Here is a 23,743-nt window from a genome sequence, read left to right as displayed (position 1 = left end):
TTGGTATACCTATACAAATAACTAAAATTGTTGCATGTAAATATAAGTATAATAGTTAGAATGTTTCGATAAAAATAAGTTCGAATTATGTATATTGAAATAATAAGCGCTTTCATTGATATTATACAACAATATAACGGAATATAGTATAAAAAATAAAAAATTATGAATTTATCGTAAACTTTATTTAGATAGTGTTAAATATTGAAAGGAAAGTGAAGGATTTCTACAAAAAAAGTTGCTAAACATAAAAAATGCTTCATAAACAGTTAGTTTCTATAAATATGACGAAAAACAGCGTAAAACCAATAACGTATTTCGTGGAATAAAGGGATAAATGAAATATTTTAAAAGGATAAAACAAATATGGAGATATTAAATTTTAAAAAAAGAGAGGTGGAGATATAGTAACAGTTATTTACATTGTTCCATGTTTCATTACAAAATAGACGTGCTGAAATTGAAAAAGTTTCTTCTATAATAGCGTGAATAATAATTAAAATGAATGTAAAGGAAACTTGACGTAAAGTTTGCTTTACGTATATACTCTGTATAAGGGAGGAGGGAGAAATTTCCTTGGAAAATAAAATGGTCGAATACCGAAAAAAATTTGGACTATCTCAAGAAAAATTGGCTGAGAAACTTGGCGTTTCCAGACAAACCATCATTTCAATTGAAAAAGGAAAATACGATCCGTCACTTCCGTTAGCATTTGAAATAGCAAAAACATTTCAGACAACGATAGAACATGTATTTATTTATGAAGGAAAAGAAGGGGAGGAGTAAAGATGAATTATTCACAAAAGTACTTCGTAATTATGGGGATTATTTTTCTATTTATGAGTGGATTTATGATACTAACAGGTATAATGACGCATTCTGCACCACCAACTCCAACTTATACAGTGCTTGCGATGATGATCATGTGCTTTTGCTTAAGCTACTTACATCCGCAATTTAAAGAAAAAGACGAGCGGATGAAATTAATTCGTTATAAAGGCATGTTCTTCAGCTTTTTTGCATTAACAGCGTATTATCTTCTTTTCTCTATTGGCTTAAACTTAAATGTTATTACACTATCTGCAGTTGAACTACTGAACATACTTATGGCACTCACGATGAGTACCGTCTTTATCTCGTTTGTTGTTTTGGCAAAAAGATATTAAGATGGAAGAGAGAAAGGAAGATTAACATATGCAAATGATGTATGCTTTTGGCATTGGACTTGTATTATTTTTAGCCGTATTCTTATTTATTCGGAAAGACGTGCAAGGTGGGACGTTAACGAAACGAGGCTTTTATAAAATGATCGGCTGTTTAGTTGTTATGTTTATAGCGATTATCGTAATGATCGTTTTAATAAATCAGTCACTATAGAATGAACCTTACTTGAGTAAGGTTTTTCTTTTTGTTATAAAATCCTAAAATTCCCACTAAATCCATTTGCTGAATATAGTAGATATTATATAATTTAATAAAATGATAGATAGAGAGCATATTATATGAATAAAAAAACTATCTTCTTTTTATTAACATTTCTATTACTTGTAGCTAGTACTACTTATATAATATGTAACAAACGAGAACAAGTGCCACCTATGTTAGTATGGGAGGGACAAGAATACTACGTAACGCATGAACCTGCCAAAGCAGAAGAAGTCGGGCAAAGGCTAGGCGAAGTAACAAAGAAAATTGAAACAAGTGAAAAACCTATTAAAAATAGTGAATCCAACATATTAAACGAAAAAACAGAAGTATTCACATTGATAGAAGAAACAGAACCTCATTCACCTTTAATCATAAAGGAACCTGATGGTGACGAATACAGAATCGTGAGGCCAATGTTAAAAGTACTATAAAGTGAAAAGGAGATTCATATGCAGACAGTAACTTCATATCCATGGTCGTTAAGAAAAATGTTTGTTTTTTCCTTTGCTTCATCCTTCCTCCTATCGGTGCGATTTACATTGTAATGAATAGAGGGACGCTACAAAAAAGAGACTTCATTTTATATGTATTATTTGCTGCTATTAATATATCGTTTTGGGTGTCAATTATGATTTTTGATCGGAGCGTGTGGATGGTTTCGGGGCATTATGTGCTTGGGGCAATTGTGATTGTTTTTTCGAATATGAATAAGAGATAAGCCAGCAATCTTAAAATTACTGGTTTTTATTTTGCTATTTATAATGAAGAAACAAATTTTTAATAGAGAGTAGTGAGCGTTATGAGATGGAAAGAGGGAACGTTTGAAAAAATAGAAACGAATGACTCATCTATTGAGAAACTCATACATACATTCAAGGAACAAAACGTGAATGGCGGAGCGGTTATAAGCTGTTTTAAAGTACATAACGAAAATTTTTTCAAAGAAATACCACATTCGAAAGAGGGACACGAACACTTCTTTAGAAGAATCGTTAACTCTTTAGATATAATACATAACTTAGAAGAGTTAAAAATACATACATCAGAAAAATATAAGTTTCATTTTGAAGAACATCTGGCAGTCATGCTTGATGGTAGCATTGCCGCGCAAATTTTGTGGGGTGGAGCATATGGAGGGTTTAAGGAACGACCAGTTATCGCAAAGCAATTAGCAGTCAATGTATGCCAATATATGTTCCAAGATCGATACGAAGATATTAAAGTTTTTGAAAGCTATCGCCCTTGGACAGATTGGTTTTACGATGTTGCGTGGGATATTACTTGGATGGTGTTAGATAGTAAGGAGCAGAAAATGTGGTTCATTTGTGCTACGGATACGGATTGATAGAAAAGGGCCTTGTAGGAATGCTGCAGGGCTCTTTATCTTTTGGAAATGAATAGAAAATAAATCCTATAAATGCTATACTAAAAAATGTTTGTAATGTCAGTTTCATACTATTATATAATGCTGACTTACTAGAAAAGATAAGAGGAGAATGGGCGTGCAAAAGATAAAGAAATTATTGCTGTTAATGATGGTAGTAGGATTAACAGTAGTTGTTTTAGCAGGATGTGCAAATCCGAAAGATACGACAGAAGAATTTTTAACAGCGATACAAAAAGGTGATGTAGAAAAGGCTCGTACATTTGTTGAGAGTGACAAAGAATTTAATAAACTAAATGAAAAAACAGATGATGCTGAGGCAAAAGCAATGCTGAGTGCAATTACGAAAAACTTTAAATTTGAAAAGCCAGAAGAAGTGTCGAAAAAGGATGACAAAGCAGAAGTGAAAGTGAAAATTACATCTGCTGATCTATCCGTTGCTGTAACAAAAGCAGTGGGAGAAGTTATGCCAATGGCCTTCGCTAGTGCCTTTAGCGAAGACAAAGAGCAATCTGAAAAAGCAATCGAAAAAACAATGACATCAGCAATCGTCAAACACTTATCAGATAAAGATGCAGTCATGGCAACTCGCGAAGTTACATTGAACTTAAAGAAAAACAAAGATGGCGACTATAAAATCGTTGCAGATGATAACTTGAAAGAAGTATTATTTGCAAATGCGAAGTCTTTAGAGAAGATGTTTGGTGGGAAGTAATTAGCTTAGATAAAAAAGATAAACCATATCACGTAGAAGTTTGATATGGTTTATCTTTTTTTATGCCCCCGGAGAGGATCGAACTCACTATCTCCACCAACACTCTTTCATGATTATAGCAGATGATAGGGGATGAAAGTTGTTGTAGCTCCGTTACATAGTGATACTATACAGGAAACAGTTGATAGGCATACCTCTTTAGTTTTATCTAGAAAAATAGGATGGGGGTAAGTCTACATATTTAATAGTAGAAATAATTTCGTAGAATGGGACTAGATGATATTACTGAGTTAGCACAAATGCATAAGTTATAATTTCAAGTGCCATAAGGGGACCCCTGAGGAGAAAAAGACTTCGGATTTTTAAGATTATATAAAATATTCATAGTTGCGAAAACTCTATTGTGGTAAAATATTCTATATGAATATTTAAAAGGGGAATGGATATGGGGGATATAAAAGTTACTCCTGAACAGTTGCGAAAAGTGGCAGGAACTATTAGATCAACTATCACGAATGCAACTGTAACACAGGAGCGACTAAAACGAGATATTGATATGATTTCTAGTAATTGGTTGGGCTCAACCTATATGAAATTTAATACGGATTTCCGTGATTCATCCTTTAAGATGGCACAATTTATAATCATATTAGAGCCACTTGAGAAGTTTCTTCTTGATTCTGCTAATAAATTTGAGCAAGTAGATAACATGGATGTTGCTATTGCACTAGCCTCCAGTATTTTAACTGGGAAACCTTTTAAAGGGGATTACGAAACTTTAACAGGTGATTTTAAATTAGCAGAAGGAAATCGAGTGGGGATGAAAGCAGAAGGTTCATTGATAAAAGGTGAATATGAAATTTCGAAAGGAACAAATCTTACTTTTAAAGGGGGAAATGGCTCCTTAGAGACCAGTGTCCCAATGGACGAGAAGACATTTATTAGTGATGTTGCAGGAGGGGGGTTAGTAGGGTTTAAAGTTGGTGCTTCTCTTTTTGAGGACTCAATAGAAAAACAAATAAATAGCGGTTTTGCAGAAAAAGCAACAGTTACACAAAAGTTTGCAGATGCATCTGCTGTTGTTGGAATAGATGAGTATACTTTTCAGTTAGGAGCAGAAGTTACAGCACAGAAATATGAAGCTTTATTCGAAAAAATTGATATTCCAGACTTTATCCCATTTTTTAAGGATCATGATTTAACAGTTCGTTTAGAATATGGATTTGGTACTGGAGGGGCTAAAATACATCTCGGTCAAGAGGTGGGTGCATACTTTGGTAAAGCTCATGGCGGAGGTTTTTTTGCTAAATTTGAGAAGAATACAAAGGAGTAGTATAATGATAAAAATTGCGAGAATCGTAATGATGATAGCAATTGTAATTGTAATCATTGCAGGGCTAATAGCCCCATTTTCATTAAAAGAAAAGATGGTACATACATTCGGCATGATTATTTATGGTGCAATCGGGTTAGGTGGACTTACTTTAATAGACTACATTATTAAAAAGAAAAGAAAAGGAGAATAACTATGAAATTTTTACCAATCGGAACAGTAGTTAAGCTAGAAGAGATAGAACAATTTGTTATGATTATTGGAAGAATGGTTGTATCAGCAGATAAACGTGATTTTGATTACGTGGGTGTTCCTTATCCAGTAGGCTATCTAGGTGATGAAAAAGTATTATGTTTTAATCATGAAAAGGTTGTAGAGGAAATGCATAGAGGGTATATGACTGAGAGTGAATTGGTTCTACGTGAGAAATTAGTAGAATTGTAAAAAGAAACATAAATCTTAAAGATATGATAGGAGAAACAAAATGAGGAAGATAATGAGAATTATTGTAATTATTGGTATCCTTATTCCTCCAGCGTTAATGTGGAGTGCACCTGACATTCCTCTAAATGTTAAACTTCTGTTTACAGGTTTACAACTAACTGTAGGATTCATCGCAGTAGTAGTGTTAGAGGTAATATTTAGAAATCGAAAAAAGAAGAGGGCAAAATAGATATAAACTGTATAGACTGGCAGATAAGAATATTGGTGGTTAATCTTCTTAATAAAAGAAGCTAACAGAAGCAGGGAGAAATCCTTGCTATATTTTTTGTATAGAATTACTAAGTAGAGTATCGTTAAATTAGGATATTTGAGGGGGATTATTGTAGGCGAAACTAGGGGGATCTGAGTTAAATAAACGGTAGTCTTAAGAGTTATCTAACTGATTTCAACGAGTGTAAAAACTATAATTTTAATTACTATACAAACTTAAGTAGCATTTTCTTTTCAGTCCTTTCTCAGTTTTATGGAAACAAAAAAGAGGATGCCCCCTGAGCCAGCTGATTTGCTGACTAGAAGTAGTCCTCTTTTAACTTGTGGTGTCTGATGGAGACCTCCACAGTTTTAGTTTTTGAGAATACCCTCTCAAACCTTGATACTATTAGGTTTTATGACCCCGGAGAGGCTCGAACTCACGACCTCCACCCTGTCAAGGTGGCGCTCTCCCTGCTGAGCTACGGGATCTTCAAAAATACTTATGTAATAGCATCTTTAATCATTATGTTAAAGCAATTATATATAATGAACTGAAATTTCGCAATATTTTTTGTGGTAAGTTTTAAAAGGGAAATCATATGCAATTATGCGAGTAGTATCTGAAGGGATAATAATGAGAAAAAACTTAGTAGGATGTAGCGGTCGTATTATTTAAGATATTTATCCAAAGGGTTTTCATCGTTTAAATCAACAAGTAAAGGACATAGGAATAATAGAGGTAGAGCGGCATTAGCATGAAGAAAGGTGTCATTAGATAGATACTGCCTTCCAAAACAATACGGGTAATCCTTTTCAAATGTCACGAGTATCGACCACACATCTTTTACTTTCCACTTCGTTTTACAATACGTACAACGCGCCATGGAGTTCCTCCTCATTATAAGTTTTCTTCTAGTATATTCCATTCTATTGTACGAAAGTCATTTGTATTTGGTGTGATACAATGTAAGTTGTTTTATTTTTATGTGAATGTATTTAGTAATTTATGATCATTTGCATATCGTTTCATATTTTTGCAGGATGATAGATTTTCAGTTTCAATATGCAAATTGGCCAATATATCCTTTTTACAATTTACTGAAAATCATGTATAACAGAGATACAAGATTATTTTATAATTATTCAGAAGTAGAGGGAGAATTATTGTAATGATAAGGAAAACGTTCAAGATGCGCGTATCTAAAAATAGAACGATTTCAATTAATGGCTCAATTCTTGATGTGGATGTTACACATGATGAGTTTTTGCAAGAGTTTGTTGAGTGGGTCGATTCTAAAGGTTGGTCGTTTATGGGGATGACAGATGAGATTACACCTGAGGAAGCTAGTCAAAATTTAATAGATTCATTAATTGATGAGAAGGATAAGAAAGAATAATTCTTTCTTATTTTTTATTGTATATTTATGTTCTTCATCGTAAAAGTATGATATAGTAAAAAACAGTGAATGTTCTTCCAATTTAATACAAATTACATATAGATTGGTAGATTCAGTTTGTAAGCTGTGAGAGTATAGTGAAAAGGGAGAGTCATATGGTAAATTTTAAGAAAATTTTGGCTTTTATTACCGTTATTTGTTTATTTTTTTTGACACCTATGACGTTACGTGCTGAGACGAATGTTGGAGTGAATCCAGAACAAGTGGCACCACCACCTAAGGAAGGGCCAAATGTTTTTAGTCAGTTTGCAACTACGATTGATGCGAAAACTGGAGATATTTTGTATGATAAAAACGCACATCATCGTGCATTTCCGGCTAGTATGACGAAAGTGTTAACGGCGATTTTACTTATGGAGCATACGAAGCCAGAGGATCAATTTACGTTTTCACAATTAGCATTAGATCAAGAGAAGAGTAATTATCAAATTGAGTTTCAACCTGGTGAGACGATTAATAGAAATACTGCACTTATGATTTTAATGGTGCTAAGTGCGAATGATGTGTCATATGCAATTGCAGAGCGTATTGGCGGAAGTGTTGAGAATTTCGCTCATATGATGAATGAGAGAGCGAAGCAATTAGGGGCTACCGATAGTCATTTTGTAACACCAAATGGATTGCATGATCCGAATCATTATACTACGCCATATGATATGGCTATGATTACGAGAGGTGTGCAAAAGTACCCTGAGATTTTGCAAGCGATGAATACGAAAAGGACGACAGTTACGACATCTAGGCAGACGGTGTCCATTTTTAATAAATCTACTTATTTTGAAAATCCATTTAGTATTGGCGGTAAGACAGGTTTTACAAATGAAGCGCGCAATACGCTCGTTCTATTAAATGAGAAGGATGGAAATCGTATTATAAATGTAGTAATGGCTTCTCAAAGACCTGAAATTTATGAAGATTTAAAGCAGATGGCGGACTATTCTTTTGGTCAATTTGTGAAGCAAACTGTATTAGATAAACATACTTGGCACCAAAAGACAACGTATTTAAATAAAGATATTGATAGCGAGCTTGAAAAAAGTGCAGAAGTGATGCTTAAGAAAGATGAAGGAAAAAATGTGAGGACGATTTTCCGTGCGGCTTCATTAGATAAAGATTCTTTGTATCATAAAGGAATTCATCGTGGTGAGGTAGTTGGGGCAGTTGATATCACAAAGAATAATCAAACAATTGCGACGGTTAATGTTCTTTCTAAAGAAGATGTTACTTTTGCAATGCCTAAAAAAGATACGATCGAGCCTGAAGTAAACGAATCAAACGTGAAAATAATAAGCATTGGGATAGGTGCTGCCATATTATTTGGAGCCATTTTATTTGTAGTGTTACGCCGAAATACAAAAGGAATGAAATCAGAAGAAAAATAAATTACTAGTTTAAAGGGCTGTGAAGAGAATTTGTCACAGTCCTTTTTATATTGGAAATAACTAATAATTGTAAATTTTCTTATTGCATTTCCATTTCGTTCGTTATATTATTTACTTGTGTTCTTTTTAAAGAACGAAGGTGAATATTGCATACTTCAAATAATATAAAACAACGGAGAGGGAGAGAAACAATGAAATTAATTTGGAAGGTGATTAGCAACGTTATCTCATTTGTTTTATTTGCATTAATGGTTTGCTTAGCTTTTGTAGTTATTTCTTCAAAAGCTAGCGGTGGGGATCCAACGGTGATGGGATATCAATTTAAATCAGTGTTATCAGGATCGATGGAACCAACATTTTTAACAGGATCAATCATTGCGATAGAACCGACGAAAGATGGCTCTAAATATCAAAAAGGTGATGTTATTACTTTTAAAGAGAAAGATGAAAAAATTATCACTCACCGTATTATCGGTGTGAAAGATACAAATGGAAAAGTAATGTATGAAACAAAAGGGGATAACAACAATGGCCCTGATTTAGAACCAGTACTTGCGGATAATGTCATTGGGAAATATGCAGATATTACAGTTCCTTATGCAGGGTATGCATTAAATTATGCGAATTCAAAAGCTGGAGCTGCTTTACTTCTTATTATTCCAGGAATCTTTTTACTAGGCTATTCAGCGATTACTATTTTTAGTGCGATTCGTAGCATTGATGGAGAAAAGAAAGAGAAAAAAGTAGAACAATCCGTCTAGTTATTTTGGTTATAGTTTCCTATTAGGAAATTAACAAATATATATTAAGGGGATATGGACATGACTTTAAAGAAAAAATTAGGAATGGGTATCGCATCAGCAGTATTAGGGGCTGCATTAGTTGGCGGAGGAACGTTTGCATTTTTCAGTGATAAAGAAGTGTCAAACAATACATTTGCGGCTGGTACGCTGGATTTAGCATTAAATCCATCAACAGTTGTTAATGTATCCAATTTAAAACCTGGTGATACAGTTGAAAAAGAATTTAAATTAGAAAATAAAGGGACATTAGATATTAAAAAAGTACTACTAAAAACAGATTATACAGTAGAAGATGTGAAGAAAGATAATAAAGATGATTTTGGTAAGCATATTAAAGTAACATTCTTAAAAAATGTAGACAAGCATGAAACAATCGTAAAGGAAACAACGCTAGATAAATTGAAGGGTGACACACTTACTGCGGTAAATAACGATTTAGCTGCTTGGTTCTGGGATGAAAAAGGTATTTCTGCAGGTAAATCTGATAAATTCAAAGTGAAATTTGAGTTTGTTGATAATAAAAAAGATCAAAATGAATTCCAAGGCGATAAGTTACAATTAACTTGGACGTTTGATGCACAACAAGGCGATGCTGAAGGAAAACAATAAGGACAACAAAAAGAGACTATCAAAAGCGGTAGTCTCTTTTTATGTTAAAAGAGAAATATAAAAAGAAACATAATTTGTATATCATTTTGTAATTCACTTTATTATAATAAAGATATAGTTCTTGATAAAGAACGAGTTGTTCGATAGGAGAGATTAAAATGCTGAAGCCACCTCGCAAATTCAAAAAGATGCTTATATTGCCATGTTTGTGTTCTATTACTTTTTATTTAGGCTCTCAAATGATGACTTATACAGAAGCGTCATTCGTTCATGAAACGAAAGTAACGGCTACAATTTCGACAGCAAGTATTTTTCCAAAAACAGTTGATCAATTAATAGAACAAGCTAAGGAACATAAGGAAGTCATTTTGCATGAGTATGAAGGGATGAAATCAAAAGAAACTGCTACCTCCATTCAAGAGTTAGAACAGGCGCTTATTACGTGGAAGCAAGGGCGTGAGAAAATAACTGCTGAGAGAGAAGCGTTACAAAAAGTATATAAATCAATAGAAGAACCTTATAATCAAATACAAGAAGAGTTAAAAGGAAATACAACTGAATCGAATAAGCAAGTATTCTCGTATGTGAATGCTGGTTTTCATATAGTGAAAGAAAACTGTGAGTATGTTGATAAAGAAGTTAATTTACAAGTGATTGATAAAAAAATTCAAGATTTTGAGAAGTTATTAGTAGATGAAACAGCAAACCAAGTGAGTGAGGTTGAGAAGCAAAAGGAATTAGAAGAGAAGAAGAAACAAGAAGAAGCGAAAAAACTAGAAGAGAGTAAGAAACAAGAAGAAACGAAAAAGCTAGAAGAGAGTAAGAAACAAGAAGAAGCGAAAAAGCTAGAAGAGAGTAAGAAACAAGAAGAAGCGAAAAAGCTAGAAGAGAGTAAGAAACAAGAAGAAGCGAAAAAACTAGAAGAGAAGAAGAAACAAGAGGAAGCAAAAAAGCAAGAAGAGAGTTAGAAACAAGAATAGCAAGTAAAATGCAGTAACATATAGAGCGAATAGTGGTTATAAAGGCTGAGTAGGTGAGAGAATATTGCGACTCACCTATTCGGCGTGTCCTCTTTATTTTAACAATCTACGTCAAAAAACAGATATGAGAAAATTAATTGGCAATATGATGTTGAAGATTAATAATTAGTATAGATAGGGAATATTAATTAAAGTTTTTCTTTATTTCTCGATTTTTTTCGGAAATTTCAGAATAATATTGAGAAATAAAAATAACTGAAAATATTAATAAATATTTGTTGTATTTATATAGGGTTGTTCGTTATAATGAACGTAAGGTTTTTAAAAAAGAACAAATATTAGCTAATGCTAATATAGTTTTAGTTACATCTCTTATTTTAAATAAGAGATAGCAATAAAAATATAAAAAACAGCTAGGGGGAATTGATTGTGAGTCTGAAAAAGAAATTAGGTATGGGAGTTGCATCAGCAGCATTGGGGTTATCTTTAATTGGTGGAGGAACATTCGCATACTTTAGCGATAAAGAAGTATCGAATAATACATTTGCGGCTGGGACGTTAGATCTTACATTAGACCCTAAAACGCTTGTAGATATTAAAGATTTAAAACCAGGGGATTCTGTTAAGAAAGAGTTCTTATTAAAGAATAGCGGTTCATTAACAATTAAAGACGTTAAATTAGCGACAAAGTATACCGTGAAAGATGCAAAAGGCGATAATGCTGGTGAAGACTTTGGTAAGCACATTAAAGTGAAATTCCTTTGGAACTGGGATAAACAAAGTGAGCCTGTATATGAAACAACTTTAGCAGACTTACAAAAAACTGATCCAGATCTTTTAGCTAAAGACATCTTTGCTCCTGAGTGGGGAGAAAAGGGTGGATTAGAAGCTGGTACAGAGGATTATTTATGGGTACAATTTGAATTTGTAGATGATGGAAAAGACCAAAATATCTTCCAAGGTGATTCATTGAATTTAGAATGGACATTCAATGCTAATCAAGAAGCTGGCGAAGAAAAATAATAAAAAAGCGGGTATCCCCCGCTTTTTTTATAAAGAAAAAAGAAGTGCTGATTGTAAGCACTTCTTTCTATTTATTATTTTTGATCTTGCTTCCATTTTGTAAATTCAAGAAATTCACGAAATTGTTCTTTGGAGACGCCAGAGCTCATCGCATCTTTAACGAGTTGTGTCCATTCGGAGTCTAATTGATTTTCCTTTGTTGTTTCATCATGAAGTAAAGTATCAACTGGAATTTGTAGAACTGCTGCGATCTTTTCAAGAAATTGAATGGAAGGGTTTTTTTGTAAATTTCGTTCTATAGAACTAATGTAAGATTTAGCAACACCAGCTTTTTCGGCAAGTTCAGTTAATGAAATACCTTTTTGTAAGCGAAGGCGTTTTATACGTTCTCCAATCATATTTGCGCACCTTTCTATCAATATGTCGTCGTCTTATGATGTCATTATTATAACATAAACTTCGCTAAAAAGAACAAACCTATTGAGCCTGACTAGATGGTTTCATACGTTGGAAAAAATGTTCGATATCTTGTAGTGCAATGCCAGCGTCTAGAGCTTCAAGTATTAAATCAATCCATTCTTGATCCAATGCGTCAGTCTTATCTTTGTACAAATGTAATTCCTCCCTAATTATCGGTCATAACTGCTGCTACAGAATACGTGATAATGCAATCGGATTTTGTATTTATGTAGTGAATTATCAAATATTTTGTAGATAAAACAAAGATAAAATCCCCATTAAATTCCCTCTATGGCGATTATAAAGTTTCTGACAAATATTTTCAATATTTTCAGAAAACATTGTTGAATTGTGATATACTCGTATGCTAACTATGAAATTTTTACAAATATATTAAAAACATTACATAATATGACTAAATATTGAAAAAATATTGAATTTTTAATAAAATTCAATTTGTAATACATATTATTTATTAGGGGAGGAAATAAGGGATGAACAAGAAACCGTTCAAAGTTTTATCATCAATCGCTTTGACAGCTGTATTAGGTCTTTCATTCGGAGCAGGTGGCCAGTCTGCATATGCTGAAACGCCTGTTAATAAGACAGCTACGAGCCCAGTTGATGATCATTTAATTCCGGAAGAACGTTTAGCAGATGCACTAAAAAAACGTGGGGTAATTGATTCGAAGGCTTCAGAGACAGAAACAAAGAAAGCTGTCGAAAAATATGTAGAGAACAAAAAGGGTGAAAATCCTGGGAAAGAAGTATCAAATGGGGACCCACTTATGAAAGAAGCATCTGACTTTTTAAAGAAAGTGAAAGATGCGAAAGCAGATACGAAAGAAAAGTTAGATAAACCTGCAACAGGAACACCTACTGCGACAGGACCAGTTAAAGGCGGCTTAAATGGTAAAGTACCAACATCTCCGGCAAAGCAAAAAGCGTATAACGGTGATGTGCGTAAAGATAAAGTACTTGTTTTACTTGTAGAGTACGCGGACTTTAAACATAACAATATCGATAAAGAACCTGGTTATATGTATTCTAACGATTTTAACAAAGAACATTATGAAAAAATGTTATTCGGTGATGAGCCATTCACATTAGATGATGGAAGTAAAATCGAAACGTTTAAACAATATTATGAAGAGCAATCTGGCGGTAGTTACACAGTGGATGGAACGGTTACAAAATGGTTAACAGTTCCTGGTAAAGCCGCTGATTACGGTGCAGATGCTGCAAGTGGCGGTCATGATAATAAAGGACCAAAAGGACCACGTGATTTAGTAAAAGATGCATTAAAAGCAGCTGTAGATAGCGGTATTGATTTATCTGAGTTTGATCAATTCGATCAATACGATGTAAATGGTGATGGTAATCAAAATCAACCGGATGGTTTAATCGATCACTTAATGATTATCCATGCAGGTGTTGGACAAGAAGCTGGCGGCGGTAAATTAGGTGACGATGCAATTTGGTCACATCGCTGGACAGTTGGACCAAAACCATTCCCAATTGAAGGCACACAAGCGAAAGTTCCATATTGGGGTGGAAAAATGGCAGCATTCGACTACACAATTGAACCAGAAGATGGAGCAGTTGGTGTATTCGCACATGAATATGGTCACGATTTAGGTCTTCCAGATGAGTACGATACACAATATAGTGGTCAAGGTGAGCCGATTGAAGCTTGGTCTATTATGAGTGGCGGAAGCTGGGCTGGTAAAATCGCTGGAACGACGCCAACGAGTTTCTCACCACAAAATAAAGAATTTTTCCAAAAAACAATCGGTGGTAACTGGGCAAATATCGTAGAAGTAGATTACGAGAAATTAAATAAAGGTATCGGTCTAGCGACGTATTTAGATCAAAGTGTAACGAAGTCAGATCGTCCAGGTATGATTCGTGTTAACTTACCGGATAAAGATGTTAAAACAATTGAACCAGCATTTGGTAAGAAGTATTATTACAGCACAAAAGGTGACGATCTTCATACAAAGATGGAAACACCGCTGTTTGATTTAACGAATGCAACGACTGCGAAATTTGATTTCAAATCGTTATATGAAATTGAAGCAGAGTATGACTTCCTTGAAGTACATGCTGTAACAGAAGATGGGAAACAAACGTTAATTGAAAGACTTGGTGAGAAAGCAAATAGTGGAAATGCAGATTCGACAAATGGAAAATGGATTGACAAATCATACGATTTAAGTCAATTCAAAGGCAAGAAAGTAAAATTAACATTTGATTACATTACTGATGGTGGTTTAGCATTAAATGGATTCGCTCTTGATAATGCTTCATTAACAGTAGATGGTAAAGTAGTATTCTCTGATGACGCAGAAGGTACACCACAATTAAAATTAGATGGTTTCGTTGTATCTAACGGAACAGAGAAGAAAAAACATAACTATTATGTAGAGTGGAGAAATTATGCTGGTGCAGATAATGCATTGAAATTTGCACGCGGTCCAGTATTTAACACTGGTATGGTCGTATGGTATGCGGACTCTGCTTACACAGATAACTGGGTTGGCGTACATCCAGGACATGGTTTCCTTGGTGTAGTTGACTCTCACCCAGAAGCAATTGTAGGAACTTTAAATGGTAAACCGACAGTTAAGAGTAGTACACGATTCCAAATCGCTGATGCAGCGTTCTCATTCGACAAAACACCAGCTTGGAAAGTTGTATCTCCAACGCGTGGAACATTTACGTATGATGGCTTAGCGGGTGTACCGAAATTTGACGATTCGAAAACGTATATTAACCAACAGATTCCAGATGCAGGACGTATTTTACCGAATCTTGGTCTGAAGTTTGAAGTAGTAGGACAAGCTGATGATAATTCTGCAGGTGCTGTTCGTTTATATCGTTAATACAGTAAAACTACCGAGAGATTTTTTTTCGGTAGTTTTTTTGTGAGCAATGAATTTTATATACAAAAAGAAATTATATATAATGTAACTTTACGAATAGAAATTTATTATATATGAAGTCTATATAAATAATGAAAGAATTGGATAAAAATAGTGGGAGAAGGTGAATGAATGAGTGTTTCTTCTATTGTAAATAAACAAAAAGCATATTTTTATAATGGCCATACGAGAAGTATAGAAGTGAGAAAGAATAATTTGAAGAAGCTTTATGAAGGCATTCAGCGTTTTGAAGAAGAAATATTTCAGGCGTTGAAATTAGATTTAAATAAGTCAGTTCATGAGTCGTTTACAACGGAAGTGGGATATGTATTAAAAGAAATCTCTTTTCAATTGAAGCATATTTCATCGTGGAGTAAACCGAAGCGTGTTCGAACAGCACTCACTCATTTTGGATCAAAGGGGAAAGTAGTGCCTGAACCGTACGGTGTGACACTTATTATTGCACCGTGGAACTATCCGTTTCAATTAGCAATTGCACCGCTTGTAGGAGCGCTAGCAGCCGGAAATACAATCGTTTTAAAACCGTCGGAGTTAACGCCAAACGTTTCCAAAGTGATTACGAGGATGTTAGAAGAATTATTCCAAGAAGAGCTTGTAGCGGTAGTAGAAGGCGGCGTTGAAGAGAGTACAGCTTTGCTGAAAGAACCGTTTGATTATATTTTCTTTACAGGAAGTGTGGGCGTTGGAAAAGTAGTAATGGAAGCAGCAGCAAAACAGTTGACGCCGCTTACGTTAGAACTTGGCGGGAAAAGTCCATGTATTGTACATAAAGATGCGAAAATAGATGTAACAGCAAGAAGGATTGTGTGGGGAAAGTTTTTAAATGCAGGGCAAACGTGTGTAGCGCCTGATTATATGTATGTGCATGCTTCCGTGAAAGAACAGTTAATTGAAGCGTTGCGACATGAAATTGAGGAGCAGTATGGAAAAGAGCCACTGCACAATGATAATTATGTACGAATTGTGAGTGAACGTCATTTTGAACGTTTATGTACGTTTTTGAAAGATGGTAAAACTGTAATTGGCGGGAACTATAAAAAAGAAACTTTACATATAGAACCAACAGTGTTAACTAATGTTACATGGGAAAGTGCTGTTATGGAAGACGAAATTTTTGGTCCGATTTTACCAATTATAGAATACGACAACATAGAAGATGTAATTGACACGATTCAGCAACACCCGAAGCCGTTAGCGTTATATGTATTCTCTGAAAATAAAGGAGTGCAAAAGAAAGTAACGAGTAATATTTCGTATGGCGGAGGCTGTATTAATGATGTCGTCTATCATCTTGCAACGCCATATTTACCTTTTGGGGGCGTCGGAAGTAGTGGATTAGGGAGTTATCATGGAGAAGAAAGTTTTCGGACTTTTTCACATTATAAAAGCATTTTAGCCCAATCTACGGCATTCGATATGAAAATTCGTTACTCTTCTACAAAAAGTGCTTTAAAATTCATACGAAAGTTGTTAAAATGATGATGGTGTTTATCAGTAGGCGTAGCCGTATGATAATAGCCCCTTCGGAATGGAAGGGGTTTTTCTGTTCGACATTATGTATCATGCGAAAATGAATCAAACATACTACATAAAGAATAGAAGTGAACGCTTGCTAAATAACCATTTTTGTTTGGATCGAAACAAAAAATAGTCTATAGAACATAAATATTTATTCATGAATATAAAAATTTAAATTTGAGGTAGATAGGACGGGAAAATGAAAAAGATTATTAAAGTTGAAGCAGTAGAAAAACATTTTGGAAATCAAGTGATTATCCCACCGCTTTCTTTAGATATTAAAGAAGGGGAATTTTTAACTATTTTAGGGCCGAGTGGTTGCGGGAAAACGACGTTACTTCGTATGATCGCAGGATTTGAAACTCCAACTAAAGGGAATCTTTTATTAGATGATGAAAAGATTAACGATTTGCCACCATATAAGCGTCATATGAACCTAGTGTTCCAACATTATGCGCTATTCCCACATATGAATGTGGAGAAAAATATTTGTTTCGGTATGAAAATGCAGAAAGTACCGGCAGCAGAGCAGAAAGAGCGTGCTGAAGAGGCAATGCGTTTAACGCAGTTACTTGAGTTCCGTAATCGTAAACCTGCAAAGCTTTCTGGTGGACAGCAGCAGCGTGTAGCAATTGCGAGAGCGATTGTAAATAACCCGCGTGTACTATTACTAGACGAGCCACTTGGGGCGTTAGACTTTAAGTTAAGAAAAGACTTGCAACGTGAATTGAAAAACTTACAACGTAATTTAGGAATTACGTTCATATACGTAACGCACGATCAAGAAGAAGCGATGAGCATGAGTGATCGTATCGTAGTTATGAATAAAGGACATATTGAACAAATTGGAACGCCGAAAGAAATTTATAATAAGCCGAAAACGTTGTTCGTTGCGACATTTATCGGTGAAAATAATATTGTGAAAAACGGGGAAGGCTATGTAGCAATTCGCCCTGAAAACGTAAAAGTGCGTTCGGTTGAAGAACCGGTTTTAAAAGAATACCATCTTGGACATATTGAAGACATTGAGTTTGTTGGAAATATGGAAAAGCTTTATGTACGTGATGAGAAAACATCAGAATTACTAATGGCATATCAAACTGCTGAAGAAGCAGCGCAGTGGAGCATTGGAGATAATGTATACGTAGGCTGGGAGCAAGAGGACGAGGTGACCTTAAATTGAAAAAAGGGAAATTACTCGCACTACCTACAGTCGCATGGCTGTTAATCTTCTTCTTAATTCCCCTTCTGTTTGTATTGGCATTTGCCTTCATGCAACGCGGAGCATATGGGACAGTAGAAATGCAATTTACATTAGAGAACATAGTACGTGTATTTGACCCATTATATATGGGGACGTTATGGGAAACAGTGAAAATTGCGGTTATCACCACAGTAATATGTTTACTGATTGGTTATCCATTTGCATATACAATTACAATTGTTGATCGCAAATATCGTTCGATTCTTTTATTATTGGCAACGATCCCGTTTTGGATTAACTTCCTTGTTCGTTCTTACGCATGGATTGTTATTTTACGTTCACAAGGTCTTGTAAACACATTGCTATTGAAGCTGGGTATTATTAGTGAACCTTTAAATTTACTATATAATACACCTTCTGTCATACTCGGGATGGTATATTCTTTATTACCATTTATGATTTTACCAGTGTATGCAGCGATTGAGCAGCTTGATAAGCGTAAGCTAGAAGCAGCTTATGATTTAGGGGCAACACCAGTAAAGGCATTTTGGAATGTTACAGTACCAATGACGATGTCAGGGATTGCTACCGGTTCTATTTTAGTGTTTGTTTCTTCTATCGGAATGTTTGTTGTATCAGACGTTATGGGTGGATCGAAAGTAGCATTAATCGGCAACGTAATTCAAAATCAATTCTTAGGAGCGCGTGATTGGCCGTTTGGATCTGCGTTATCTATGATTGTTGTTCTATTCTCTGTTCTGTTAATTTACTTATATTATCGTGCAACGAAAGTATATAAATATGATGGGAACGGAGGGGAATAGGCAAAGATGAAGAAGTTTTTAGTTTCTTATTCTTGGTTAATTTTATTGTTCTTGTATTTTCCAATGATGGTTTTAATGGTGTATTCCTTCAATGATTCTCGCATTAATGCGGAATGGGAAGGATTCACATTCCATTGGTATACAGATTTATTTCAAAAACAAGATGTTATTGATGCGTTTGTAAATAGTATGACGATTGCGGTCGTAACGACGATTGTAACGACAGTTCTTGGCGTGATTTTCGCAATTGCATTACATCGTTATAAATATCGTTATGAAGGTGCGATTAACGGTCTTGTATATTTACCAATTTTAATCCCTGATATTTTAATGGGATTATCTTTACTTATTTTATTTAGTCAATTAGGTATGGAGCTTGGTAAAACAACAATTATTATTGCACACATTACATTTAGTATTTCATTTGTTGTCGTTATTTTAGCAGCACGCCTTTCTGGTATGGGACGTGATTTAGAAGAGGCTGCGAATGATTTAGGAGCAACGCCGTGGCAAACGTTTCGTTATGTAACGTTTCCAGCAATTGCACCAGGAGTTATTTCTGCCGCATTATTAACATTCACATTATCAATTGATGATTTTGTAATTAGTTTCTTCGTATCAGGACCAGGATCAACAACATTGCCATTATACATTTACAGTATGGTTAAGCGCGGAGTATCACCAGAAATTAATGCACTTTCTACAATTCTAATTGTGGCTATCGTAGGATTAATGGTTCTATCTGAAATCTTCCGTAACAAAGGTGCAGATGGTGAAGAAAACTCTGGAGGACACCTTCCTTTATAATACGAACGATATAGAAAGTACGAGGAGGTAATAAAACCGATGAAATTAATGAAAAGATTAGCAGGCGCAGCAATTAGCTTTAGCCTTGTTGCTGGTGTACTTGCTGGTTGTGGTGAAAAAAAAGAAGAGTTAAACATTTATAGCTGGGCTGACAATTTTGATGAGCAAGTGTTAAGAGATTTTGAAAAGAAATATAACGTGAAAATTAACTATGATAAGTATGCAAGTAATGAAGAAATGCTTGCGAAATTACAAGCAGGTGGCGCGAAGTATGATTTAATTCAGCCGTCTGATTACATGGTTAAAACAATGGCGAAAATGGATTTATTAGCGCCGTTAGATAAAAAGAATATCCCAAATATCGAAAACATGATTTCTAATTTCAAAACACCTGCATTTGATCCAGAGAATAAATATTCTTTAGTATATACTTGGGGCGTAACAGGTATTGCATACAATAAAAAGTATGTGAAGGAAGCACCTACAAGTTGGGCTGACTTATGGAATGAGAAATATAAAGGGCATGTAACTTTATTAAATGATTCTCGTGAAGTGTTAGGAATGGGTCTTAAGAAGCATGGATTTTCAAACAGCACGAAAGACGATGCACAGTTAAAGACAGCAGCAACTGATTTACAGAAGCTACTTCCAAACTTATTAGCATTTGATACAGATAATATTAAACAAAAATTTATTACAGAAGATGCTTGGATTGGAACAGTTTGGTCTGGAGATGCCGCATTTATCGCAAAAGATAATAAAGATGTAGAGTACGTTGTACCAAAAGAAGGCGGCACAATTTGGGCTGATACGTTAGCAATTCCAAAAGGCGCGAAAAACAAAGAGCTTGCAGAGAAGTTTATGAACTACTTACTAGATGAAAAAGTAAGTGTGAAAAACTACGAGTCAATTGGATACAGTAATCCAAATGAAAAAGCTCACCCTCTTCATAGTAAAGAATATCGTGAAAACCACATGATCTTCTTAACGAAAGAAGAATTAGATCGTACAGAATGGCTTGTTGATGTAGACGATAAGCTAAAAGACTACGACCGTTACTGGACAGAGTTAAAAACAAAAGGTAAATAAGTGAGAAAATGCGGTTTCTAAAGTAGAAATCGCATTTTTTCATAGTAGGAGGAAATCGTTTGAAGAAGAAGTTGCATCAATATGAGGTAATGTGTATCGGTTTATTATTTGCTGTATTTGGCATTGTTGCTTGGAGAGTACATGCTGGTGGTGTTACAGTGATGGATACATATGTCAGAGGGTTAGTAAAAGCATTACAAACTGAAAGTTCGCTTACATTTTTCTCACACTATACAAAATTAGGGTCTGCTATTGGGATTGTAACTACGCTCGTTATAAGTTTACTTGTTTTTTGGAGAAAACGTTACTATGCTGCGATGATCGTATATCCAGTGGGCATCTTAATAACCCATCTTGTGAATAAAGGGATAAAAGAAATTATGAAAAGGGATCGTCCGTCGCTAAATGAAGCGTTGGATGCACTTGGATATAGCTTCCCTAGTGGACATGCGATGTTATCTATTATGACATTCGGATTTCTTGCTTATATCATTGCGGCAAATTTGAAGAGTGTAACAGGGAAATATATGATAACCATTTTGATGGGAATAATCATTGTATCGATTGGATTAAGTAGAGTCATTTTAAATGTACATTATCCAACTGATATTTTAGCAGGCTATTGCGTAGGTGGTATTTTATTAATTATGGCGATTTATTACCATCGTTTACTTACTGAGAGGTTTGGTCTTAATAAAGAGAGATAGAAAAACGTCTAGAAAAACTATTATTATAGTTTTTTTAGACGTTTTTTGTTTGTATGAAGATGTGATACAGTATAAGTGACAATTGAATGATGTAAAGTAGGTGGAAATGTGTGAAAACAAATGTACATAAAGTAGATAAGTGGGGAAAATTAGGAGCTTTTTTGTATCAGTTCCGTTATACAGTAATAGTAGCATTACTATTGGTTGCGATAGCACTCGGTATATTCGCACCAAAGCTACCAGGCGTACTAGGTGGGGATGGCTTCCAAACGGAAGGGGACTACCAAAAAACGAAAGAAATTTTAGATAAAGATTTTAAGAGGTCTCAAGATACACTTCTACTCGTTTTTGAAAAAAATAAGGGCGTTTCACATGAGGAATTTCAAAAGCAAGTAGAGGGGATTGTAAAAAATGTACAAGAAAAAGAGACATATGAATCTTTCCATCATCCAGTGCAAAATAAAGAAATGTTACAAGATGATATTGGCTATGCGACAATTTTATTTTCCGGGAAAACAAATAAAGAACGACTGGAAAAGACATTACGATTTGCTGATAAAATTGAAAAGGAAAGTAATACAGCATTAAAAGTAACACCTACAGGGTTTCCGAAAATTAATAAAGAAATTAATGAAAGAACGCAAAATGATTTAAAAGTGGCAGAGATGATTGGGTTACCAATTGCATTCCTCGTATTACTATTTTCATTCGGTAGCCTTTTGGCATCTATTTTACCAATTGTAAATGGGGCACTTAGTGTTATTAGTACGATGGGAATATTATACTTTATAGGTAGCGATAAGGAACTATCTATCTTTGTGTTAAATGTTGCACCGATGATTGGACTTGCATTATCTATTGATTTTGCACTATTATTTGTAAATCGCTTTCGAGAGGAAGTTGCAAAGCGAACGGTAAAAGAAGCGATAGCAATTACATATCAAACAGCAGGGCGGGCAATCGTATTTTCAGGATTATGTGTATTCGTTGGCCTATCCGGTTTGTTTTTCTTTAAAATCGATTATATTCAGTCTGTCGCAATTAGTGGAATGATTGTTGTGATTATGAGTGTTTTATTCTCGCTCACACTTCTTCCAGCGCTATTATCGTTAATCGGTAAACGAATATTAAAAAAGAATCAAGTAGCACATACACCGGCAAAGGCGTGGCGTACATTTGCACAATTTGTAATGAAACATCCAATTGCGATGATTATTGTTGTTACAACATTTATTGTGATTTGCTTATTACCATTACGTACAGCTAATTTGCAGTTCCCTGATGTGGAGGCTTTACCTAAACAAAGTGATACAAGAATTGCATATGAGAAGTACGAAGAGGCATTTAATGAAACTGCAAAAACACATGCTGATGTTACGTTAGTCGTAGAGACGAAAAAAGATATAAAAGAAAAAGAAAGTTTACAAAAGCTAGAAGAAGTCATTCGGAAGTTAAAAGATGATAAGAAAGTATATGAAGTAAGAAGTTTATACGACAGTTTAAATGGAATGAAATCAGATCAAGTTGCTGGGATGTTACAGTCGCCAGAAGCTGCTAAAATAGCTCCGGTATTTGAAGCGTATACGAAAGGAAATAAGACAACAATCGAAGTCTTTTTAGATACAAAACCACGTACTGAAACTGCTAAACAGTGGGTTCGTGATTTTAAACGAAATTATAAAGAAACGAATGTTACGTATTATCTAGGCGGAATGACGACGTTCCAACAAGAGTTAGAAGATGAAATTAAAGATAAAGTTGCAATTGGTATGTCTGTTATATTTGGATCGACGTTTGTTATATTATTATTTGCATTTCGATCTATACTCATTCCAATTAAGGCGATTATTATGAATATACTTAGTCTAAGTGCAACAATTGGAATTGTTGTTTGGTTATTTGAAGGTGGTCATTTTGGTTTAGAAGCAAGTCCAGTTCTATTTGTTTTACCAATCTTCATTTTCGGCCTCGTCTTTGGGCTTAGCATGGATTATGAAGTCTTTCTTATTTCGCGTATCCATGAACTGTATGAAGAAACAGGGGATAACGATCAAGCGACGTTAGAAGGACTTGTTTCAACAAGTAGAATTATTACATCAGCTGCATTAATTATGATTGTTGTAACTGGTGCTTTCGCCTTTACTGATATTTTACCAGTACGGCAAATGGGTCTTGGCGTTGCATTAGCGATATTTCTTGATGCAACAATTATTCGTCTTATGCTCGTACCAAGTTTAATGAAATTGTTTGGAGACTGGAACTGGTGGTTACCATTTCGAAAGAAGAGAGAAAAATCATCATAAAAAATACTCGTCTATAAGATGAGTATTTTTTTTATGAATAGCAAGACCTACATTTTGCAAATAGTATGTGATAAGAA

The 23,743-nt window shown here is 34.6% G+C and carries 27 protein-coding genes, 1 tRNA gene and 1 pseudogene; 25 read left to right on the top strand and 4 right to left on the bottom strand.

What is annotated here, in order from left to right:
- The first annotated feature begins 576 nt into the window (after positions 1-576).
- The 11 genes and pseudogenes from ACTFRS_RS17920 (at position 577) to ACTFRS_RS17870 (ending at position 5,533) form a co-directional block, all read left to right on the top strand.
- Positions 577-786, top strand: a complete 210-nt coding sequence (locus tag ACTFRS_RS17920) for a helix-turn-helix transcriptional regulator (protein WP_000428510.1) — start codon at positions 577-579, stop codon at positions 784-786.
- 2 nt (positions 787-788) lie between these two features.
- Positions 789-1,166: a hypothetical protein gene (locus tag ACTFRS_RS17915; protein ID WP_001109914.1), complete on the top strand. Its 378-nt coding sequence runs from the start codon at positions 789-791 to the stop codon at positions 1,164-1,166.
- A 28-nt stretch (positions 1,167-1,194) separates the two neighbouring features.
- Entirely contained in the window at positions 1,195-1,377 is a 183-nt protein-coding gene (locus ACTFRS_RS17910; protein ID WP_001178300.1) for a DUF3976 domain-containing protein, read from the top strand.
- Between the two features lie 125 nt (positions 1,378-1,502).
- Positions 1,503-1,859 carry a hypothetical protein gene (locus ACTFRS_RS17905; RefSeq protein WP_440023519.1) on the top strand — a complete coding sequence of 119 codons (357 nt, stop codon included), beginning with the start codon at positions 1,503-1,505 and terminating at the stop codon, positions 1,857-1,859.
- A gap of 18 nt (positions 1,860-1,877) precedes the next feature.
- Positions 1,878-2,146 (top strand): annotated as a pseudogene (locus tag ACTFRS_RS17900) (hypothetical protein).
- An 81-nt stretch (positions 2,147-2,227) separates the two neighbouring features.
- Positions 2,228-2,773: a hypothetical protein gene (locus tag ACTFRS_RS17895; protein WP_440023520.1), complete on the top strand. Its 546-nt coding sequence runs from the start codon at positions 2,228-2,230 to the stop codon at positions 2,771-2,773.
- Between the two features lie 157 nt (positions 2,774-2,930).
- Positions 2,931-3,527, top strand: a complete 597-nt coding sequence (locus ACTFRS_RS17890) for a hypothetical protein (protein WP_431085375.1) — start codon at positions 2,931-2,933, stop codon at positions 3,525-3,527.
- A gap of 445 nt (positions 3,528-3,972) precedes the next feature.
- A complete protein-coding gene (locus ACTFRS_RS17885) occupies positions 3,973-4,860 on the top strand; it encodes a WXG100 family type VII secretion target (RefSeq protein WP_440023522.1) in 888 nt (295 codons plus the stop codon).
- Between the two features lie 4 nt (positions 4,861-4,864).
- Complete coding sequence (locus tag ACTFRS_RS17880) at positions 4,865-5,053, top strand: hypothetical protein (protein WP_000589989.1); 189 nt, start codon at positions 4,865-4,867, stop codon at positions 5,051-5,053.
- A gap of 2 nt (positions 5,054-5,055) precedes the next feature.
- A complete protein-coding gene (locus ACTFRS_RS17875) occupies positions 5,056-5,304 on the top strand; it encodes a DUF4176 domain-containing protein (protein ID WP_440023523.1) in 249 nt (82 codons plus the stop codon).
- Between the two features lie 40 nt (positions 5,305-5,344).
- Positions 5,345-5,533: a hypothetical protein gene (locus ACTFRS_RS17870; RefSeq protein WP_440023525.1), complete on the top strand. Its 189-nt coding sequence runs from the start codon at positions 5,345-5,347 to the stop codon at positions 5,531-5,533.
- A gap of 439 nt (positions 5,534-5,972) precedes the next feature.
- Here ACTFRS_RS17870 and ACTFRS_RS17865 read toward each other — a convergent pair.
- Together ACTFRS_RS17865 and ACTFRS_RS17860 are read right to left on the bottom strand one after the other, a co-directional pair.
- Positions 5,973-6,045, bottom strand: a tRNA-Val gene (locus ACTFRS_RS17865).
- Between the two features lie 179 nt (positions 6,046-6,224).
- A complete protein-coding gene (locus tag ACTFRS_RS17860) occupies positions 6,225-6,440 on the bottom strand; it encodes a hypothetical protein (RefSeq protein ID WP_139869736.1) in 216 nt (71 codons plus the stop codon).
- Positions 6,441-6,725: 285 nt separating this feature from the next.
- On the opposite strand from ACTFRS_RS17860, the gene ACTFRS_RS17855 reads away from it, so the two are divergent.
- The 6 genes from ACTFRS_RS17855 to calY all read left to right on the top strand — a co-directional run bounded on the left by ACTFRS_RS17855 (position 6,726) and on the right by calY (position 11,810).
- Positions 6,726-6,953, top strand: a complete 228-nt coding sequence (locus ACTFRS_RS17855; protein ID WP_431085377.1) for a hypothetical protein — start codon at positions 6,726-6,728, stop codon at positions 6,951-6,953.
- A gap of 155 nt (positions 6,954-7,108) precedes the next feature.
- Complete coding sequence (locus ACTFRS_RS17850) at positions 7,109-8,395, top strand: D-alanyl-D-alanine carboxypeptidase family protein (RefSeq protein WP_440023528.1); 1,287 nt, start codon at positions 7,109-7,111, stop codon at positions 8,393-8,395.
- Between the two features lie 191 nt (positions 8,396-8,586).
- Entirely contained in the window at positions 8,587-9,156 is a 570-nt protein-coding gene (sipW, locus tag ACTFRS_RS17845) for a signal peptidase I SipW (protein ID WP_000767811.1), read from the top strand.
- Between the two features lie 60 nt (positions 9,157-9,216).
- Complete coding sequence (locus ACTFRS_RS17840; protein ID WP_098556540.1) at positions 9,217-9,807, top strand: CalY family protein; 591 nt, start codon at positions 9,217-9,219, stop codon at positions 9,805-9,807.
- Positions 9,808-9,965: 158 nt separating this feature from the next.
- Positions 9,966-10,775, top strand: a complete 810-nt coding sequence (locus ACTFRS_RS17835) for a DUF4047 domain-containing protein (protein ID WP_440023530.1) — start codon at positions 9,966-9,968, stop codon at positions 10,773-10,775.
- A 441-nt stretch (positions 10,776-11,216) separates the two neighbouring features.
- Positions 11,217-11,810: a biofilm matrix protein CalY gene (gene calY, locus ACTFRS_RS17830; RefSeq protein WP_070805540.1), complete on the top strand. Its 594-nt coding sequence runs from the start codon at positions 11,217-11,219 to the stop codon at positions 11,808-11,810.
- Positions 11,811-11,884: 74 nt separating this feature from the next.
- On the opposite strand, the gene ACTFRS_RS17825 is transcribed toward calY, so the two are convergent.
- Positions 11,885-12,208: a helix-turn-helix domain-containing protein gene (locus tag ACTFRS_RS17825; protein WP_139869697.1), complete on the bottom strand. Its 324-nt coding sequence runs from the start codon at positions 12,206-12,208 to the stop codon at positions 11,885-11,887.
- A gap of 79 nt (positions 12,209-12,287) precedes the next feature.
- Positions 12,288-12,422, bottom strand: a complete 135-nt coding sequence (locus tag ACTFRS_RS17820) for an anti-repressor SinI family protein (RefSeq protein ID WP_000276217.1) — start codon at positions 12,420-12,422, stop codon at positions 12,288-12,290.
- A 341-nt stretch (positions 12,423-12,763) separates the two neighbouring features.
- Between ACTFRS_RS17820 and inhA1 the strand changes: the two genes are divergently transcribed.
- From inhA1 to ACTFRS_RS17780, 8 genes are all read left to right on the top strand, one after another.
- Positions 12,764-15,154, top strand: coding sequence for a M6 family metalloprotease immune inhibitor InhA1 (inhA1, locus tag ACTFRS_RS17815; protein WP_440023533.1), 2,391 nt, complete (start codon positions 12,764-12,766; stop codon positions 15,152-15,154).
- A 171-nt stretch (positions 15,155-15,325) separates the two neighbouring features.
- Positions 15,326-16,693 (top strand): aldehyde dehydrogenase, encoded by a 1,368-nt coding sequence (locus ACTFRS_RS17810; RefSeq protein ID WP_440023534.1) that lies wholly within the window; start codon positions 15,326-15,328, stop codon positions 16,691-16,693.
- 238 nt (positions 16,694-16,931) lie between these two features.
- Complete coding sequence (gene potA / locus ACTFRS_RS17805) at positions 16,932-17,915, top strand: spermidine/putrescine ABC transporter ATP-binding protein PotA (RefSeq protein WP_074607973.1); 984 nt, start codon at positions 16,932-16,934, stop codon at positions 17,913-17,915.
- Positions 17,912-18,760: a spermidine/putrescine ABC transporter permease PotB gene (potB, locus tag ACTFRS_RS17800; protein WP_139869694.1), complete on the top strand. Its 849-nt coding sequence runs from the start codon at positions 17,912-17,914 to the stop codon at positions 18,758-18,760. The genes potA and potB overlap by 4 nt, the downstream gene beginning before the upstream one ends.
- Before the next feature lie 6 nt (positions 18,761-18,766).
- Positions 18,767-19,567, top strand: a complete 801-nt coding sequence (gene potC / locus ACTFRS_RS17795; protein WP_000714205.1) for a spermidine/putrescine ABC transporter permease PotC — start codon at positions 18,767-18,769, stop codon at positions 19,565-19,567.
- A 39-nt stretch (positions 19,568-19,606) separates the two neighbouring features.
- A complete protein-coding gene (gene potD, locus ACTFRS_RS17790; RefSeq protein WP_000772497.1) occupies positions 19,607-20,656 on the top strand; it encodes a spermidine/putrescine ABC transporter substrate-binding protein PotD in 1,050 nt (349 codons plus the stop codon).
- Positions 20,657-20,715: 59 nt separating this feature from the next.
- Positions 20,716-21,363 carry a phosphatase PAP2 family protein gene (locus ACTFRS_RS17785; RefSeq protein ID WP_440023537.1) on the top strand — a complete coding sequence of 216 codons (648 nt, stop codon included), beginning with the start codon at positions 20,716-20,718 and terminating at the stop codon, positions 21,361-21,363.
- Between the two features lie 110 nt (positions 21,364-21,473).
- Positions 21,474-23,666: an MMPL family transporter gene (locus ACTFRS_RS17780; protein WP_440023539.1), complete on the top strand. Its 2,193-nt coding sequence runs from the start codon at positions 21,474-21,476 to the stop codon at positions 23,664-23,666.
- The last annotated feature ends 77 nt before the right edge of the window (positions 23,667-23,743 follow it).

It is taken from the genome of Bacillus cereus group sp. MYBK139-1 (assembly GCF_051916915.1).
GTDB lineage: Bacteria > Bacillota > Bacilli > Bacillales > Bacillaceae_G > Bacillus_A > Bacillus_A pacificus.
The sequence above is the reverse complement of the archived record's forward strand: the minus strand, read 5'-3'. Positions and strand labels throughout refer to the sequence as shown.

Bases quoted from the DNA above. Each gene is read 5' to 3' on its own strand.
- ACTFRS_RS17915 (WP_001109914.1), top strand. From the start codon at position 789: ATGAATTATTCACAAAAGTACTTCGTAATTATGGGGATTATTTTTCTA.
- ACTFRS_RS17910 (WP_001178300.1), top strand. From the start codon at position 1,195: ATGCAAATGATGTATGCTTTTGGCATTGGACTTGTATTATTTTTAGCC.
- ACTFRS_RS17905 (WP_440023519.1), top strand. From the start codon at position 1,503: ATGAATAAAAAAACTATCTTCTTTTTATTAACATTTCTATTACTTGTA.
- ACTFRS_RS17895 (WP_440023520.1), top strand. From the start codon at position 2,228: ATGAGATGGAAAGAGGGAACGTTTGAAAAAATAGAAACGAATGACTCA.
- ACTFRS_RS17885 (WP_440023522.1), top strand. From the start codon at position 3,973: ATGGGGGATATAAAAGTTACTCCTGAACAGTTGCGAAAAGTGGCAGGA.
- ACTFRS_RS17880 (WP_000589989.1), top strand. From the start codon at position 4,865: ATGATAAAAATTGCGAGAATCGTAATGATGATAGCAATTGTAATTGTA.
- ACTFRS_RS17875 (WP_440023523.1), top strand. From the start codon at position 5,056: ATGAAATTTTTACCAATCGGAACAGTAGTTAAGCTAGAAGAGATAGAA.
- ACTFRS_RS17870 (WP_440023525.1), top strand. From the start codon at position 5,345: ATGAGGAAGATAATGAGAATTATTGTAATTATTGGTATCCTTATTCCT.
- ACTFRS_RS17860 (WP_139869736.1), bottom strand. From the start codon at position 6,440: ATGGCGCGTTGTACGTATTGTAAAACGAAGTGGAAAGTAAAAGATGTG.
- ACTFRS_RS17855 (WP_431085377.1), top strand. From the start codon at position 6,726: ATGATAAGGAAAACGTTCAAGATGCGCGTATCTAAAAATAGAACGATT.
- ACTFRS_RS17850 (WP_440023528.1), top strand. From the start codon at position 7,109: ATGGTAAATTTTAAGAAAATTTTGGCTTTTATTACCGTTATTTGTTTA.
- sipW (WP_000767811.1), top strand. From the start codon at position 8,587: ATGAAATTAATTTGGAAGGTGATTAGCAACGTTATCTCATTTGTTTTA.
- ACTFRS_RS17840 (WP_098556540.1), top strand. From the start codon at position 9,217: ATGACTTTAAAGAAAAAATTAGGAATGGGTATCGCATCAGCAGTATTA.
- ACTFRS_RS17835 (WP_440023530.1), top strand. From the start codon at position 9,966: ATGCTGAAGCCACCTCGCAAATTCAAAAAGATGCTTATATTGCCATGT.
- ACTFRS_RS17825 (WP_139869697.1), bottom strand. From the start codon at position 12,208: ATGATTGGAGAACGTATAAAACGCCTTCGCTTACAAAAAGGTATTTCA.
- inhA1 (WP_440023533.1), top strand. From the start codon at position 12,764: ATGAACAAGAAACCGTTCAAAGTTTTATCATCAATCGCTTTGACAGCT.
- ACTFRS_RS17810 (WP_440023534.1), top strand. From the start codon at position 15,326: ATGAGTGTTTCTTCTATTGTAAATAAACAAAAAGCATATTTTTATAAT.
- potA (WP_074607973.1), top strand. From the start codon at position 16,932: ATGAAAAAGATTATTAAAGTTGAAGCAGTAGAAAAACATTTTGGAAAT.
- potC (WP_000714205.1), top strand. From the start codon at position 18,767: ATGAAGAAGTTTTTAGTTTCTTATTCTTGGTTAATTTTATTGTTCTTG.
- potD (WP_000772497.1), top strand. From the start codon at position 19,607: ATGAAATTAATGAAAAGATTAGCAGGCGCAGCAATTAGCTTTAGCCTT.